At 55.8% G+C, this 13,931-nt stretch carries 17 protein-coding genes and 2 pseudogenes; 3 read left to right on the top strand and 16 right to left on the bottom strand.

Annotation, left to right across the window (positions count from 1 at the left end):
- Window positions 1–15: 15 nt before the first annotated feature.
- From virB11 to J5278_RS26745, 12 genes are all read right to left on the bottom strand, one after another.
- A complete protein-coding gene (virB11, locus tag J5278_RS26690; RefSeq protein WP_111218202.1) occupies window positions 16–1,050 on the bottom strand; it encodes a P-type DNA transfer ATPase VirB11 in 1,035 nt (344 codons plus the stop codon).
- 39 nt (window positions 1,051–1,089) lie between these two features.
- Entirely contained in the window at window positions 1,090–2,217 is a 1,128-nt protein-coding gene (gene virB10 / locus J5278_RS26695; protein WP_209230064.1) for a type IV secretion system protein VirB10, read from the bottom strand.
- Window positions 2,214–3,095, bottom strand: a complete 882-nt coding sequence (gene virB9, locus J5278_RS26700; protein WP_111222007.1) for a P-type conjugative transfer protein VirB9 — start codon at window positions 3,093–3,095, stop codon at window positions 2,214–2,216. The genes virB10 and virB9 overlap by 4 nt, the downstream gene beginning before the upstream one ends.
- Window positions 3,092–3,805, bottom strand: a complete 714-nt coding sequence (locus tag J5278_RS26705) for a type IV secretion system protein VirB8 (protein ID WP_111222008.1) — start codon at window positions 3,803–3,805, stop codon at window positions 3,092–3,094. Before J5278_RS26705 ends, virB9 begins: the two co-directional genes overlap by 4 nt.
- Complete coding sequence (locus J5278_RS26710; protein ID WP_111222009.1) at window positions 3,792–3,959, bottom strand: type IV secretion system lipoprotein VirB7; 168 nt, start codon at window positions 3,957–3,959, stop codon at window positions 3,792–3,794. Before J5278_RS26710 ends, J5278_RS26705 begins: the two co-directional genes overlap by 14 nt.
- A gap of 35 nt (window positions 3,960–3,994) precedes the next feature.
- Complete coding sequence (locus J5278_RS26715; protein ID WP_111222012.1) at window positions 3,995–4,882, bottom strand: type IV secretion system protein; 888 nt, start codon at window positions 4,880–4,882, stop codon at window positions 3,995–3,997.
- Between the two features lie 85 nt (window positions 4,883–4,967).
- Window positions 4,968–5,630, bottom strand: coding sequence for a pilin minor subunit VirB5 (virB5, locus tag J5278_RS26720; RefSeq protein WP_111222010.1), 663 nt, complete (start codon window positions 5,628–5,630; stop codon window positions 4,968–4,970).
- 16 nt (window positions 5,631–5,646) lie between these two features.
- Window positions 5,647–8,016, bottom strand: coding sequence for a VirB4 family type IV secretion/conjugal transfer ATPase (locus J5278_RS26725; protein ID WP_219259425.1), 2,370 nt, complete (start codon window positions 8,014–8,016; stop codon window positions 5,647–5,649).
- The gene (locus J5278_RS26730; protein ID WP_111222028.1) at window positions 8,016–8,342 is read right to left on the bottom strand and encodes a type IV secretion system protein VirB3; all 327 of its coding nucleotides are present in this window, start codon (window positions 8,340–8,342) and stop codon (window positions 8,016–8,018) included. Before J5278_RS26730 ends, J5278_RS26725 begins: the two co-directional genes overlap by 1 nt.
- Window positions 8,342–8,647, bottom strand: a complete 306-nt coding sequence (gene virB2, locus J5278_RS26735; protein WP_374108329.1) for a pilin major subunit VirB2 — start codon at window positions 8,645–8,647, stop codon at window positions 8,342–8,344. The genes J5278_RS26730 and virB2 overlap by 1 nt, the downstream gene beginning before the upstream one ends.
- A gap of 59 nt (window positions 8,648–8,706) precedes the next feature.
- On the bottom strand, window positions 8,707–9,438 hold the full coding sequence (locus J5278_RS26740; RefSeq protein ID WP_111221704.1) for a type IV secretion system lytic transglycosylase VirB1: 732 nt from the start codon (window positions 9,436–9,438) through the stop codon (window positions 8,707–8,709).
- Window positions 9,439–9,561: 123 nt separating this feature from the next.
- Window positions 9,562–9,849 carry a hypothetical protein gene (locus J5278_RS26745; protein WP_133255646.1) on the bottom strand — a complete coding sequence of 96 codons (288 nt, stop codon included), beginning with the start codon at window positions 9,847–9,849 and terminating at the stop codon, window positions 9,562–9,564.
- An 81-nt stretch (window positions 9,850–9,930) separates the two neighbouring features.
- On the opposite strand from J5278_RS26745, the gene J5278_RS26750 reads away from it, so the two are divergent.
- The 3 genes from J5278_RS26750 to J5278_RS31350 are packed head-to-tail and all read left to right on the top strand — an operon-like array spanning window position 9,931 to window position 10,818.
- Window positions 9,931–10,200, top strand: a complete 270-nt coding sequence (locus J5278_RS26750) for a transposase domain-containing protein (protein ID WP_209186627.1) — start codon at window positions 9,931–9,933, stop codon at window positions 10,198–10,200.
- Window positions 10,201–10,244: 44 nt separating this feature from the next.
- On the top strand, window positions 10,245–10,505 hold the full coding sequence (locus J5278_RS31345; RefSeq protein ID WP_257623510.1) for a plasmid pRiA4b ORF-3 family protein: 261 nt from the start codon (window positions 10,245–10,247) through the stop codon (window positions 10,503–10,505).
- Between the two features lie 31 nt (window positions 10,506–10,536).
- Entirely contained in the window at window positions 10,537–10,818 is a 282-nt protein-coding gene (locus tag J5278_RS31350) for a plasmid pRiA4b ORF-3 family protein (protein ID WP_257623511.1), read from the top strand.
- A 329-nt stretch (window positions 10,819–11,147) separates the two neighbouring features.
- Here the strand turns inward: J5278_RS31350 and J5278_RS26760 are convergent, their stop codons facing one another.
- The 4 genes and pseudogenes from J5278_RS26760 to J5278_RS31355 form a co-directional block, all read right to left on the bottom strand.
- Window positions 11,148–11,735 (bottom strand): IS701 family transposase, encoded by a 588-nt coding sequence (locus tag J5278_RS26760; protein ID WP_374108330.1) that lies wholly within the window; start codon window positions 11,733–11,735, stop codon window positions 11,148–11,150.
- Window positions 11,736–11,915: 180 nt separating this feature from the next.
- Window positions 11,916–13,040, bottom strand: a pseudogene (locus J5278_RS26765) (IS5 family transposase).
- A 36-nt stretch (window positions 13,041–13,076) separates the two neighbouring features.
- Entirely contained in the window at window positions 13,077–13,262 is a 186-nt protein-coding gene (locus tag J5278_RS26770) for a hypothetical protein (protein WP_111221706.1), read from the bottom strand.
- Window positions 13,263–13,485: 223 nt separating this feature from the next.
- Window positions 13,486–13,597: pseudogene (locus J5278_RS31355) on the bottom strand (IS110 family transposase); the annotation flags it as partial.
- Window positions 13,598–13,931 lie beyond the last annotated feature (334 nt).

A 13,931-nucleotide genomic window follows, 5' to 3' on the forward strand; every position in this document is an offset into this window, starting at 1 on the left:
AAACAGTAGCTGAAACTACCGTTGGTTGAGAAGATCAGCTATCGTCTCACCGCGCCGGCGCGCATCTGCCGCAAGCCAGATTTCACCAACCTCGTAAACGTCATCGTAGGCACGGAAGGGTATGATGACATCGATCGCCGTTGCGAGCATGTCAATCAGCGTGCGGTCTTCCAAGCTGGCCCCTTGCACGCTACTTTTCACGAGCGAAAACAGCTTTTTGAAACCTTGAACAGGATTGGCGCCATGTATTGTGGAAATCGATCCCGGATGCCCTGAGACCACTTCGCTCAGATATGCCCACGCGGCATCGTCGCGCATCTCGCCGAGCAGTATTCGGTCCGGTCGCATGCGCAGACTAGCTTGAAGCAGGTGCTCAGCGGTCACTGCGCCCAGCCCAGCCCCATTCTTAGAATAAAGCAGCCGCACGTGGTTCTCGTGTGGAATGACGAGCTCGAGCGTGTCTTCGATGGTGATCAGCCTTTCCTGCGGCGGGATAGCGCTGATCAAGGTCTTGCTCATCGTTGTCTTGCCGCTCCCGGTAGGGCCGCAAAGCAGCATCGACAACCGCCCAACGACGCATGCATGCAGAAACGCTTCCAGATCCCCGTTGTCATAGTGCCGCAGGATAACTTCATCATGCTGATCTTGGCGCATTTTTCGTGTTTGCCACTGGTTCCACCTTGGAGCATCGTAACGGGACGAGACTTCTTTGAGCCCAGAAACACGGAAGCTTGGCCGTCGAATCGTCAAGCTGACGGTGCCCGACGGTACCGTCGGCGGCAAACAAATTTGCAACCGCTCGCCATCTGGAAGTTCAGTGGCGCAAAGTGGGTTGCGTGGTCCAACGTCCTGTTTTCGCAGCGCGCCTGCTAAAATAGCGATGTCTTCCAGATCATCATAGGAGACAGACAAAGGAAATTTGGTGAAAACGCCAGCCTGGCGCACAAATGCCTCTCCTGGTCGATTTATCGCCACTTCTTCGGTCCTCGGGTCATCGAGCCATTCCAAAATCGGCTTGAGAAGGATGCGTAATTGTGGGTCCACCTCCATTTGTATCGTACCTCATCTGCAATCTAAAAGTTGAATTCGTTATGGACGGCGATCCCGCCCATGCACGGCGCGGCCAGTCATATGAAGCTGGTATATGCCTGAGAAATCGAGGTCCCGTGCGACAAAAATGGAGACCGTATCGCCCTGATTTTTCTTCAGGGTTGGCGGTATGTTGATGGTGGCCTTGAGGGCTGTGTCGGCCGTTTGTTCACCGTTATTCTGGAAGCTGTTGAAGCTCATCCCTCCGCCCGAGCTGCCAGCGTAGGTGCTCGCTGCCTGGAAGGCACCTTGGACGACACTCAAGAGCATGGCCCCGCTAAAGCGCTGCCAGAAGTGATTATCGACCGTGCCCGGCAAACCCGAACGACCGAGCTCGTCAGCGCTTGGTGATGCAAGCGAAATCATGGCATGATCGGGTGTCTCCGCACGATCCCAGAGGACAAAAACGCGCGCATCCCCCTGTTGTAGCCCGCGCTGGATCTCGCCGACGACGGTGGTGCCGCGATCGAGAAGCACAACGTTATTCGTTGTTCCACGAACATCCTGGGGTAACACGCATTTCACATAACCTGCCAAATTGGTGTCGATTGCCGTTTGCAAGATGCACGGGATAATCGTCCCTTCGGTCACCATGAAGTCGGGATGAGGCAAGAGCATAGCTCTGGTCGGCTGCAGCTCGGTGGGTTTCATGCGTATCGACAGATCATTCTCGGCGGACACTTCAACCTTGGGCAAAGGGCCGTCTTCCCCATTGCCTCCGCGTCCTCGATCCATTTCGCCCTGTTGAACGCGCTTGCTGGTTCCTTGATCACCACTGGTGTACGCAAAAATCGGTGTTTCTTCCGGACGCGGTTCATGCCGTTCCGGCTCACTTCGCGCTTGTGGAGTCGGCTGAACAGCTTCCTGGGCAGGCAGAGGATCGGGCGTAACTGCAATCGGAACCGGATGAAATGGCTGGGTGTTCGTGGCGATCATGGTTGACGGCGGTGCGTTCCCGTTTTCCTTCTTTTGACGCCCGCCAAGCCAAATGAGGCTAAGGGATAGCGCGAGAACGACACCTCCTACCATCAACTTTTGAGACCCCGAAAGGCGCCGGCGATGTGTGTCGGAGACCAGCGACCCGGACGCATCGACATCATGCGCCGATTGCTGATTGTCGTCGTTCATCGTCTCGCCTCCTTTAGGATGCGCTTCACATCAGGCCTCACAGTGCCTGTCTCCGGCTTGCGGCCGACGGGATCGTAAGCAGTATTCCAAATGCATAGTACCGTTTGGCCATCCCTCAGACGCCAACCACGGGAAACCGAAGAAATCTCGACATAGCTCCCTTTGACTGAATAGTTGGCGACAGCTTCCTTGCCATCCGGACTGATCGTGTAGATGGACGGCATGCGTACATTGCCTGGGAAGTGAAATACCGTCGTAAATCCATCGTCGAAGATTTCGAGCGGCAACAACGAGCGATCGCCTTGGGCGACATAGTGCCAATTCTTGTCCCCGGCACCAACGGTCGTGGAAGGCTGATCCAACAGATCCTCCGCCCTCCGTTGATATTGTGCGTCCGCACGTAGACGGTCTGCAACAGCCTTCTCTTGTGCCTCCTTCCGGCGAGCCGCCGCGTCATCGGCAGGGTAAGCAAATTGTACGCTGTAGTAGAGATCGGCCTGCTCTTTATCGAGGTGCGGCAGCGTCTTGGATGAGATGCTGAAAACGTAGCGTCGCATACCGGCGTCGCTCGCGGTTAGCACGACCACTGGCTGGGGCGGAAGAACCTGGCTAGCCTTGAAGAATAGATAATTTCCGCGCGGAAGGGCCGCGAGATCTTTGCTATTGGAAACGGCAACTGCGGTCACCGTTTCGTTAGCCCCGAATGTAACAACCAAAGTTGCTCCAACCGCCGTCGAAAGGCGCACCACTTGATCGGGATTGTAAGCCAGATAACGCATGCGCGGATCAAGTCTGCCCGCGGTTGGCGCGTCTTCAGCCTTTGCGCCAATCGCTGCGAGGAGTATGCATGCCAAAGTGAGAAATGCTTTTTTCGTCATGGTTCGCCGTGGCCTACGTTCAAAACGGTATCTTCCGATGTCTGGTAGGAGGTGACAACCAAGCCTCCCGGATTGGTCAACCTCAATCTACCGGGCAAGCTGGTCACCTTTTCATAGCGAACTGTGGCAGTCCAAGTACTCACGACCGGCATTTTGCCGTCAACGACGAGGGTTCGTTTATACCGGATTTGCTGCACACCCGGGGTGACATCATTTGAAGCGATGTGTTCGACCGCCAGCCTACCGCGTTTCCCGAGGATGACCTGAGGGGAACTTGGGTTAGGATAGTTGAAGAATTGCTGATAATCTTGGCGCACTGTCGGGGCGCTGAAGTTCGATACCAGGTCATAGGCGTACTGAACGCTATCGGCATCATAACTCTCGCGCAACCGAACATATTCCCACAGTGAGGCGTTAACGACGGCCTCCTCTTGTGTTGCCGGCAGTCGGGAGACGGATACCTCGCTGTCGACTGTTCCGTCCGGCCGTACCCATAGGTATACCGGCACGAGCCTGATCAGCGGCACCATGGTAGCAATGGTGAACGCCTGGGCAACATTCCCCAAGATAGCTACGGTTGCGACAGCTGCAATGACCTTGGAGAGACGCCGCGCTGATTTGGCACGCGCAGTTTGAAAGGATTCCACTTCCTTATAGTGCTCAGCCAGGGTTTCCCGCCCTACCAGCAAGGCGTATTCAGACCCCTTCATGGCGTCCACCCGCGTTGCTGCGCTGAAGATCTGACGGCAGAGGCTGCCAACGCCCCACATTTAGCGGGAATATTGGGCCTTTGCAGCTCGCCAATTTGTCGTTTGTCTGGCAGCCAGTTAAAGCGAGTGCCAGACACAGCAGGCAATATTTCATAAAGTTTCTCCATTGACGCGATTTTTTCGCGCGACCTAGCGTCGCTCTACGTGAGCGAAGCGGCGGTACACACTGTTGGCAGATTGGGTCGCGCCGCTCCAATAGCTGCCTCCAATGTTGCCGGCGATCGCCGGCAAAGCGACAATGAGCGCGTCACCGGTGAGAAAGAACATGTCGAGTTCGTAAAGACCAATGATCTTAGCCGCGGTCGTCCCGGCAAGAGTAATGACACCGAGCATAAGGGTGAGCGCAGTCGCTTCGGTTAGAATGACTATCGTCGCAACGAGGTTTAGCAGGAGGAGCAGGAGACCATAGGTGACAAGTTGCCCGATCCACTTGGCCGCAATGTCGCGAGTGCGATCAAAGATATATCCTATAAGGATCAGCGGACCGATCGCCAAAAGCACTTTCGTCAGAATTCCGACAGCGTCATAGATTCCAAACGCAGACCAGAGTGTGCCGTAAAAGACCCACTGAGCCCCCTGAAAAGCAAGGATGTCCTGATCGTTCATCGGCCCAATTTCAGATGCAATTTTCTGAAATGCGGCTTGGGTTAGGGCAAACATTGTATCCAGCTGAGTGGGTATCGTCTGCAGTGGAAGGCCGCTGCCACTAAACTTCTGAACAAAGTTCGGAATAGTCTCTTCAAAGACTGAAACAACGTAATCGTGGTAGTTTGCCTGCCCGACTATAAGGGCAACAACGACAGTGACCGTGATCACGCGTGTGATGCCGCCCCGCACCTCGATTTCGCCACGCATGACTAGAATACCTTGGACCATAATCCAAAGGGTGACACAAGCGATCAATGGCGCGCTTACCGCCTCCTGAATCGTCCCCAGCATCGTGTCCAGGCTTGTTGTAAAGGCTAAATCGAAGATCGTATGAATGGATGTGAACGGCGCCGGAATCGTGAAGTTCATCGTTTGGACCTGATCTTGACTGGCTTCGCTGAATGAACACGCACCCTGAAATGCCCAGATGGGAGGCACGAATAAATTGCCTGTCTCAGGGGACCACCCCAAAAATGGTAGCGGTCTTTTGATGCTCTTTGCGTTGAGCGGCCGCCTCTTCCGCCTCATGAAGGCCAGCCTGCGCGGTGGTCATCGTTAACAAGCTGGTCGCCTGGATATTTTGAATCATTGCGTCGTGAATCTGCTTGAGAAGCAGACCGTTGGTGACAGTTGCCTGCATGATGTTGTGAGAACGAGAAAGCTGTGCTGTGGTCTCGGCATTCGCCGTCAAGCGCTTGTCCATCGCCTCCAGGTTGTCAGCTGCAATACCGGTACTATTCGCAGAACCTGTTATCTGCGACCGCAAAAGCTCCCCTTCTGCATCGCCACCAACTACAGCACGATCTGCATCATCGGTGATCGTATGAGCCGTGGTCGACATAGGCATCCGCGCCGAAAACATCTCCTTGTCCAGCTCTCTGGTTGAGGGATACTGATTTTTCTGGTTGAGCGAAGTTAGCAGGCCGGTGACGCCATATGCCGACGTTAACATTGCCACCATCGTTATGGTCTGTTCAAGATTAGCCGCAGTCTCGAGCGCCGTCGCCAGCGTCTCAGCTTCCGTCGCCGGATCACTAACAACGAACTGCGCTCGCGCAGGTCCTACCGAAAGAAGGCTGACGGCCAGGGCCGCAGCAGCGAATTGCGTGGCCTTCATAGCTTTCCACCTTTCATCAATCTCTTGCCTCGTGGTAACGGGCCATGAATTCGCTGAGCCACGCGGACGGGTCGTCCCCCTGCACTTCGCGAAGCTGATCTGCAAATCGCAACGTGTTGGCGCGTCCCGAAAGAACGGCGACATATTCGCGCATTTCCCGCAGATCGAATTCGCAGATGACGCTTCCGCTCTCTCGTTTAAGCAAAAACTTCCGATTACCTACTGCCATGTCTTCGCGGATCGCCTGAAATTCCTTTTCAGTACATTTCAGTCCGTCGATATAAGCCGATCGATCTGCCGTCGGTGAAGGATAGAAGATCTTCGTCATGCATTGCGCGACGAGACTGGCGCCTAGTTGCGATTCCAGAACATGCTCAGGCTGCTGTGTTGCCAGTATCAGCATCCCATTGTTCTTGCGAACGGTAAGCAGAAACTTGTCGATGACCGCTGAAAATTTAGGGTTTAGCAAATAGGCGCGAAACTCATCGCAACTCATCACAAAGCGACGGCCGTCGACCATGGCGCCAATGCGGTGCAAAAGATATGCCGCGGCGGGCGCGCATACTTCCTCATATTCGAGAAGATGCGTCATATCGAAGCCTGTAATCGAGGGATCCAACTTTACTTCGTCGAGCTCGCCGTCGAAGGCCCAGCCCAGTGCGTTGCCACGGCACCACCGTTGGAGTCGCGCTCCCGCACCTTCGGCGGGTCCATGCAACAGAAATTCGCGTAACCCGGCGATTGAGCGCATATGTGGATCAAACGAGAGCTGTCGATGGATGCCCCGCACCAGACGGCGATTCTCCTCGGGGGATATTCCTCCGCGGCCATCGCTCTCAATGAGCGCCACGATCCATTCGCGCAGAAAATCATGAGAGGTCGCTGTATTTTCCAGGCCACGCAATGGCGCCAATCCGCTCGGCATTCCTCTGCGGAGTGCCAAATATGTTCCTCCAGTCGCGCGAACCAGCAGCTCACCGCCGCGGTCCTTATCGAAGAAGACAATCGTACCAGCGCGGTCGACCATGCTCTGCTCGAGCATGGCGAGGATAAAGGTCATGAGCGTTGTCTTACCCCTCCCGATGGGACCGAATATTGCCGTCATGCCAACATCGTGCTCATGCGGGATGTAGTCAAAAGGCGTTCCACCATTGGTGCGAAAGCGTGCAATCGCCTCGCCCCAATGACCTGACCCAGAACCCTCGGGAAAATTCTCGAATGAGACCAAACCTGCGAAGTTGCGCGAAGTGATCGCTCCCGGACGCGTACGCCACTTATAGTTGCCTGGTAGCTGCGACCAATAAGCCGCCTCCATGCCGATGCCCTCTTGGACAACAACGGCTCCGGCATCCGCCAATCGCGTCCGGGCCCGCGCACCTCTATCGGCCAGACTATTGAGATCATTTGCATATAGGCAAAGACTCAAATGATGCGACCCCATAACGAATTCGTTGCTCGCCAGGGCGTCCTCCGCCTCAGATAATTTGCTGATTTGGGTGACGGCTTTGTCGCCAGAACTCAACATCTGGCTGGACTTGAGGCTGAGCTTCGCGTGGGCTTGAGCGCGAGTCAGGAACGAGAAGCTCTGTGTCAGAACAAGCGGAAAATCGAGTGACAGTAGCGCGTTGAGCATACCCGGTCGCGTCCGCGCAGGGTATTCGCGAAACGAGTAAATAGATCCAACGTAACTGTCTCTCGGGGTTCGGATCTCGAGTCCTCGCTTGCCGCAAATAACTCGGTCGGTATAAATCGAGGCGCCGAGCGAACCGCTAACGACCGGAACCGGCGCGAATCGACCAGTCATTATTAGCCGCAGGGCTTCTCCAACTTCCGTGAAAAGCACATCTTGCTTCTCACGAATACCGAGACGGCGCAGGCCGTACGCTTCGAGAGCGCCAGCGACAACATGCCAGAGATCTTCCAGATTCCTGATTTGACTTGCGAGATCGTTTTCCTTTTGTCTGTAGAGTTTACTGAACCTCCTCCTCACTTTGCCAAGCGTCGTCTGGGGAAACACGATCAGCGTAAGGAAATGGTCATTGCGAAGGAGTTTGCCGGTGAGAACGCGCTGCTCAAAAGCTTCGCTCAGATTGGCGGAGAACTCGCTGCGGAAATGTCGCGGAGGTGACGGCGTGACATCATCATGACGTACGAGGTGAGCGTATATTGACACATGATCATCGGCGATATTGCGCAAGAGCGTGTTGAGCGCACGGCAACGTGCATTGCGCATTTCAGGGTCTTCGAGTTCGAAGGCCATCCCACTAACGTGCGCCATCGTCATGATCGATCCGTCTTCTAGAAGGACAACATGGTCGGTGAGGTGCCCGACATAGGGTAGATAAACCTCACCAGACCTTTCGGTCGTGCCACTTGCGCCGAGCATTACGTCATTCCCCTCCCTCGCGCGGGAACCTTGATCGGATTTGGGCTAACGCTTGCGCCGCCCCAAATCAGACCATCAACGCTCCTTCCCGCCGTCTGCAAAAACAGTAGAACGACGCTGGCCGCATTGTAGTCTCGCTCCACAACAAGCCGCGCTCCGAACCATAAGGGCACCAGAACGACTTCATACAGCGGGTTCTGAACGATAACGATGACAAAGCCCGCAAACATCATGAATAGCCCTGCCAATGTCAGTGGCACCCCAAGAAACAATGCGGGTCGTGTCGCCGCCAGGTAAAGGGTCGCTTCTTCTAGCCGATCATTCATCAGCCACCGCCAGTCAGCGTTTTGCCGAGGAAGCTAGCTCCAAACATGATGACAATGCCGCCGACAACACCGGCAACGAGGCCGAGCGAAGCACGCCCGAACATCCAGGAAATTCCGATGGCCACGATACCAAGAACGGCGAGCGACTGGCCGAAGGGACCAAGGATGAACGTGCATATGTTGTTAACCATTGTGGCCGGGTCAGTGCCGCCGCCTGCAGATTGTGCTGCGGCTGGCCCGGAGGAGAAAATGCTCCACCCCATTGCACCACCCACGCTCGGCGCATAGCCAGATACCATGCGCATCACCGCGTTCGAAAGGGTAAGGCGATTCAGATGTACACGGTATCTCTCAAAGCATCGCATCATTGCTGACCTCCTTCATTTAAGTCGAATATGGGTTGATTGTCGTCTTTACGCTTGTCCTGGTCTGGCGGCGGTGGCGGACCGGATGAACCGCCGGGCCCGCCCTCCGGAGAACGGCGCTTGTATGAACCCCAAACATCCCAAGTTTCTTCGGATCTCGGCCTCTCATGATCGTCTTTTGGACGCTCGGTTATCGGAGGGACGAGCTGTTGAGCGGCCGTTTCGACTTTTCGCACGTATCCGTTCGCAAAGCCGTGCGTGAAATCACCGGTGTTATAGGCAGAGATTGCCCGACGAAGCGCCAATTGCTCTTCCTCAGCCGTGTCGCCGCCCGCGTAGCGGCTCCCAAGCAAATTTGCTGCAGCAGATAGTGACGTGCACGGTTGAAGGGCTTCCTCAGGTGTCAGACCGAGCATGGAAAAATTCCTGGAATTGATCTGCATGAGCCCAACATCCAGCGAATGCCGTGCGTCGAGACGGTCCGTCACAATTTGCTTTGCTTGTGCCTGGTTCTGCCAGAGAAGTGTTTCGCCGGTGGTATTGTCATGCGCAGTAAGCGGATCAAAGCGACTTTCGACCTGAGCGATCGCAGCAAGCGTAGATGGAGCCACTGATGGGGCGCATTCGCGTGCGAAATAGTTAAACTCGGCTGATGAAAGTGGGGCGGCGTCGCTCGATGGGCACACGGAGGCCAGCAACACGATCGACAGCGGTCCCGTTGCCTTCAGCATTCCTCGTCTCCCCAAGCTCATAACCAACACAGCTCCTTCGGTCGGAAGAAATGCTGCCAACTGATGTTCATGATTATCGGGAGGATCGGTTACTCCAGGATTTTTGTTTTCTACTTTTCGATTTCATTTGAAGCAGGAATCGCCTTCCAAGTGCTCAAAGGTCTGCCGGCGAAAGATGGCCCTCCAAGATGACGGCGAGGATCTGGAATGCCATCGCAGTTGAATTCCGTACCGCTGGGTGACGGTCGCCTTCCGATGCAATTCCAGACGTAGCAAATCGAGGCTTAAGCGTACGATCGCGATATGACTGGAAAGATGGGAGGGAATATGGTTCCGTTTCTCATGACCGATCTGGCCGATCAGCCTCCTGGCGACCTTGCCAGCACGCAGGCGATGATTCTCGCCGGACATGCAACTTGCCATCAAGCCTAGACGGCGGTGGCTCCAATACAAGCTGTGAATTCGTACGGCTTAACGTTATCGGCAACGATGTTGAACTGCGATCTCACTGTCGATATCGGGTCGATATGGGCGAAATGGACGGGAGATGGTTTCAATGAACTGTGGTTCTTCGCAGATTCCGATCAGGGTGTCGATAGTGTCATTTGCGTAGCGAAGGTAGTCGTGACGGCAAAGCTCAACGAGATCGACGGTCAGGCATGGCTGCTCCGCATGCTCTGGCGCATGCCAACCACACATATCGAGGAATTGCTGCCCCAGAGTTGGAAAGATCAACGCGCAACCTTGGTTTTGGCCCCATGACCCCGCCCGATCGCTTTAGCTCGCCTGCTCGTTCAACTCACGGGATGGAACCAGCGATCTGGCGCAGGATCGAGGTGCCACTTGACTTGAGCCTCAAGGGTCTCCACGACGTCATTCAGGCCACGATGCTGTTTGAGGATTATCATCTCGTCGAGTTTAAGGCCGGTGGTAGACGATATGATGTACCTGATCCTGATCCTGAAGACGCCTACGACCGCAAAGACTTATGCCGCTCGCAACGTCTGCATTGCAGCACTCATCGATCGCGGTGTGTAGACCTTCACCTATACCTACGACTTCGGTGATAACTGGCAGCACGCCATCACAATCGAAGCCATCAAGGATCGCAATCCGTTCCTGGAGTATCCGCGCTTCCTCGATGGTGAGCTCAGGGCGCCGCCGGAGGATGTTGGCCGAACATCCGGCTTCACGGACTTCCTGAAAGAAATGGCCAAACCGCGGCATCCTCAGCATCGCGAATTCATGCGCTGGTATGGCGGCCGGTTTGATTCCGCCGATATCAGCAGCGATGTTGTCCAGGAGCGTATCGCTAAACTCGCTCGGCGCCGAACGCTCGGAAAAGCCGGCTTTGCAAAAAGCCAGAAACAACAACATTGATCAGACCCGCGGGAAGCAAAGCGGGGTCGTCATATGGGTTGTCGCAACTCCGTCGCTTATTTAGTCGGACAGCCGCTACGACGCTCGAAACGAACAAAGACATTTAGGTGATTACGCCATGCAGATGTTCTCGATAGACGGCTGTTTGTCCGCCCATAGCGACTATCCTGCGTGTGAGCTTAGTGAACAATATTGCCTTGCTCACCGAAGACCGTATCGAAAGGCCCAGCAGACAATCGCCAACCTTTGGGTCTCGGGAAACGACCGCCACAACAGGCTGCCGAAAGCGACTGGAAGAAACCACAGCTATCTCGGCCTGACCATCTGTCTTAGGCGCGCCGAACAGACGTTAAGTTTCCCGAATACTCCTCAACTCTAGGCTTTGATCTTGGTGCGAATTGCGTAGGCCATGGTCCTGGAGGATATAGGTTTGGGATATGAGCCGCAGCACGACGCGCTTCGCTTTCGCTCCAGTCTTTGGGCAAATAAAGCTGCCGATCAATCAGGGTTTGACCAAAACGGCTTGCATAGGCAAGAAAGACGCCGACCTGGCAGTTCTCAATACGTCCAGCCGTGCCCGAATATTGTCGTGCGACGCCGACCGAGTGTGTGCCTTTTTTCAGGAATCCTGTTTCATCGACCACAAGGACGCCGTCCTCATCGCCAAGTGCCTCTGTTGCATACGTGCGAACGACGTCGCGCAACTTGTCGGCATCCCATTGGCTGCGCCCCAACAGCGATTGCATTCGATACGGGCTCTCCAGACCTGCCTGTTCAGCCATCAACCAGCCGGTCTTGCGCTCAACTCCGGACAACAAACCGTCCAGGAAAGCACTGGCCGATGCCCGAAGTTCACGTCGACCAAAGACCGGGCCTAGCCGCTGCTTCAGTGTATCGAGTTCCTGCTGCCATGCCACCCGGACCAACCCGCGACAGACATCGAAATCCCTCCCATCAAACATCGGAAGTGAATCACAATTTGAATGTAAACGCACTGTAGCACTAGACGGCTGGAAGGCGGGCCGTGATGAGGCTTTTTCAGCGGCCTTGTCGGCCCATTTTGTCGTAATCCGCCTGGTTCGGCATTCCGGGCGCGATTATGCCGTCGTCAGCAGCTTCGGCAGCCTCAGCAGATTATAAGCCGTCGCTGTCAGGGTGAACATTCAGCCGACGCGATCCTTTCCACGATGGCGGGTCTTGCGCATTCCGCCGCTGGTCTTGGCCCAGCCGAACACTTCTTCGATACGCTTGCGAATGCGCTGACTGACAGCGTAGCCGGAGTGATGTGTGGTCCGACCGTCGATGGCCGAGCGTCGGTTCGTCGTGTTCTAGGCGACGTGTGGCGTCACCTTTGCGTCCCACAAGGCGGCGACGAAGTCGGCCGTATCGTAGGCTTTGTCTGCAGCCAATGTGATGCGATGACGACCATCCATGCGGCCCACCATATCCAGTGCCGCCTCGTGCTCGGCGGTTCCGGTCGCATGGGTCAGCGTGGCGTCGACAACCAGACCATTGCGGTTTTCCATGGTGACGTGGCCCATATGGCAAAGCCTGGCCGCCTGACCACGGGCCTTCTTATAAAGCCTGGCATCCGGGGCGGTGGTCGACGCATGGGTTGCGTTGCTGCGCTTCTCGCCGTGGAAATCAAGCTCAGAGTTGCGGCCTGCGGCCTTTGGCGGCCGTTTCCCTCCAGCGCCAGAGCCGCTGTCGTCAGTGTCGCTACCATCTGCGCCGTCCTTGGGTTTGAAGCTCTTCATGCTGGCCCAGGCTTCGATCAAGGTGCCGTCCACCGAGAAGTGCTCGTCCGACAGCAGCGCCTTCACCCGCGGCTGGCCCAGCAAGGCGGCCAGAAACTTGGCGGCGATGTCGCCTGCCAGAAGCCGCTCACGGTTCTTGGTAAACACCGTGACGTTCCAGATCAGCGCGTCCATCGACAGGCCGACGAACCAGCGGAACAGCAGATTGTAATCCATCTGCTCCATGAGCTGACGCTCAGAGCGTATCGTGTAAAAGGCCTGCAACAACAGGGCACGCAGCAGCTTCTCCGGCGGGATCGACGGGCGGCCGATCGCTGAATACATCGCCTCGAAATCTGGCGACAGAACTTCCAGCGCCTCGTCCACAATGGCGCGGATCGCCCGCAGCGGATGGCTTGTCGGAACGCGGGCTTCGCAGCTCACATAAGAAAACAGACCCGCCGTCTGCATATCACTGCCACGCATGTCCTGCTCCTGCCGACCAATCACTCAGGCATGGAATCACGGCAGTCCGTTCACAGTAAGGGCCTTTTTCCGCACGCTGTTAAGCGCAGCGATTTCGGCAGCATTTGCCGCCAACCGCGCCATCAGCACTGCAATGTCAGGATCGCTGGCTTGTACCATCAGATTCTTGAATCTTCTGTGGTTGCCGCCCGTGATGCAAGAAGTCTTTGAACCGAAGGTCATGTGATCGAGTGCGGTCTTCTGTGAGGCCTGCAGATACGGCGTTTACAGAAGCCGCTGGCCGGTATGGTGATCTGCAGGTCGGGTCCAAATCTGAATCCCGAGCTCTTCTGCTCATGATTCAAGGCTGGTTTTCCCGATCCAGATCTTTTCGATCATTTGCCCATTCGGGTCGTCGCCTTCTCACACCCCTTTTTCCGACATTAGGTTACCTACAACACCTTCATCATGTTGCTGGCTGTGCCGGCACTCGATAATCCTCATGTTTTTGTCAGCAATGCCCAGACCGTGCGCGCCATCTTGTTGGCCAGTGCGATCGCGACCAACATTCGGGGCTTTTACTGACCGTCGTTGTGGTGACCTCCTCCGGCGGCTTCACCTTGCGACGGGTCTTCTATACCGCACCCTCCACCTATATCGGCCATCGCCTGCGGGTTCGGCTCTATAACGACCGCCTGGAATGCTATCTTGGGGCAAGTCCGGGTATTCACGCTTCCGCGTGGACGACCTTCCTCCCGTGGGAACGGTCAAGGCGGCCACGTCGTCGACTATCGGCACGTCATTCACAGCCTTCGCCGCAAGCCACAGGCGTTCGCCAATCTCGTCTATCGCGACCAGTTGTTCCCTCGATCGGCCTATGCCCAGACTTGGGCAGTCATATCTGAGCCCTCG

It is taken from the genome of Rhizobium sp. B21/90, assembly GCF_019355815.1.
Taxonomy (GTDB): Bacteria; Pseudomonadota; Alphaproteobacteria; order Rhizobiales; family Rhizobiaceae; genus Rhizobium; species Rhizobium rhododendri.

Coding starts and splice junctions, on each gene's coding strand:
- J5278_RS26740 (WP_111221704.1), bottom strand. CDS start 9,438: ATGCTGAAGGCAACGGGACCGCTGTCGATCGTGTTGCTGGCCTCCGTG.
- virB5 (WP_111222010.1), bottom strand. CDS start 5,630: ATGAAGGCCACGCAATTCGCTGCTGCGGCCCTGGCCGTCAGCCTTCTT.
- J5278_RS26745 (WP_133255646.1), bottom strand. CDS start 9,849: ATGTCCGGCGAGAATCATCGCCTGCGTGCTGGCAAGGTCGCCAGGAGG.
- J5278_RS26725 (WP_219259425.1), bottom strand. CDS start 8,016: ATGCTCGGCGCAAGTGGCACGACCGAAAGGTCTGGTGAGGTTTATCTA.
- J5278_RS26730 (WP_111222028.1), bottom strand. CDS start 8,342: ATGAATGATCGGCTAGAAGAAGCGACCCTTTACCTGGCGGCGACACGA.
- J5278_RS26710 (WP_111222009.1), bottom strand. CDS start 3,959: ATGAAATATTGCCTGCTGTGTCTGGCACTCGCTTTAACTGGCTGCCAG.
- J5278_RS31345 (WP_257623510.1), top strand. CDS start 10,245: ATGGAACCAGCGATCTGGCGCAGGATCGAGGTGCCACTTGACTTGAGC.
- J5278_RS26705 (WP_111222008.1), bottom strand. CDS start 3,805: ATGAAGGGGTCTGAATACGCCTTGCTGGTAGGGCGGGAAACCCTGGCT.
- J5278_RS26770 (WP_111221706.1), bottom strand. CDS start 13,262: ATGACCTTCGGTTCAAAGACTTCTTGCATCACGGGCGGCAACCACAGA.
- virB9 (WP_111222007.1), bottom strand. CDS start 3,095: ATGACGAAAAAAGCATTTCTCACTTTGGCATGCATACTCCTCGCAGCG.
- virB2 (WP_374108329.1), bottom strand. CDS start 8,647: ATGCGCATGGTATCTGGCTATGCGCCGAGCGTGGGTGGTGCAATGGGG.
- virB11 (WP_111218202.1), bottom strand. CDS start 1,050: ATGGAGGTGGACCCACAATTACGCATCCTTCTCAAGCCGATTTTGGAA.
- J5278_RS26715 (WP_111222012.1), bottom strand. CDS start 4,882: ATGAACTTCACGATTCCGGCGCCGTTCACATCCATTCATACGATCTTC.
- virB10 (WP_209230064.1), bottom strand. CDS start 2,217: ATGAACGACGACAATCAGCAATCGGCGCATGATGTCGATGCGTCCGGG.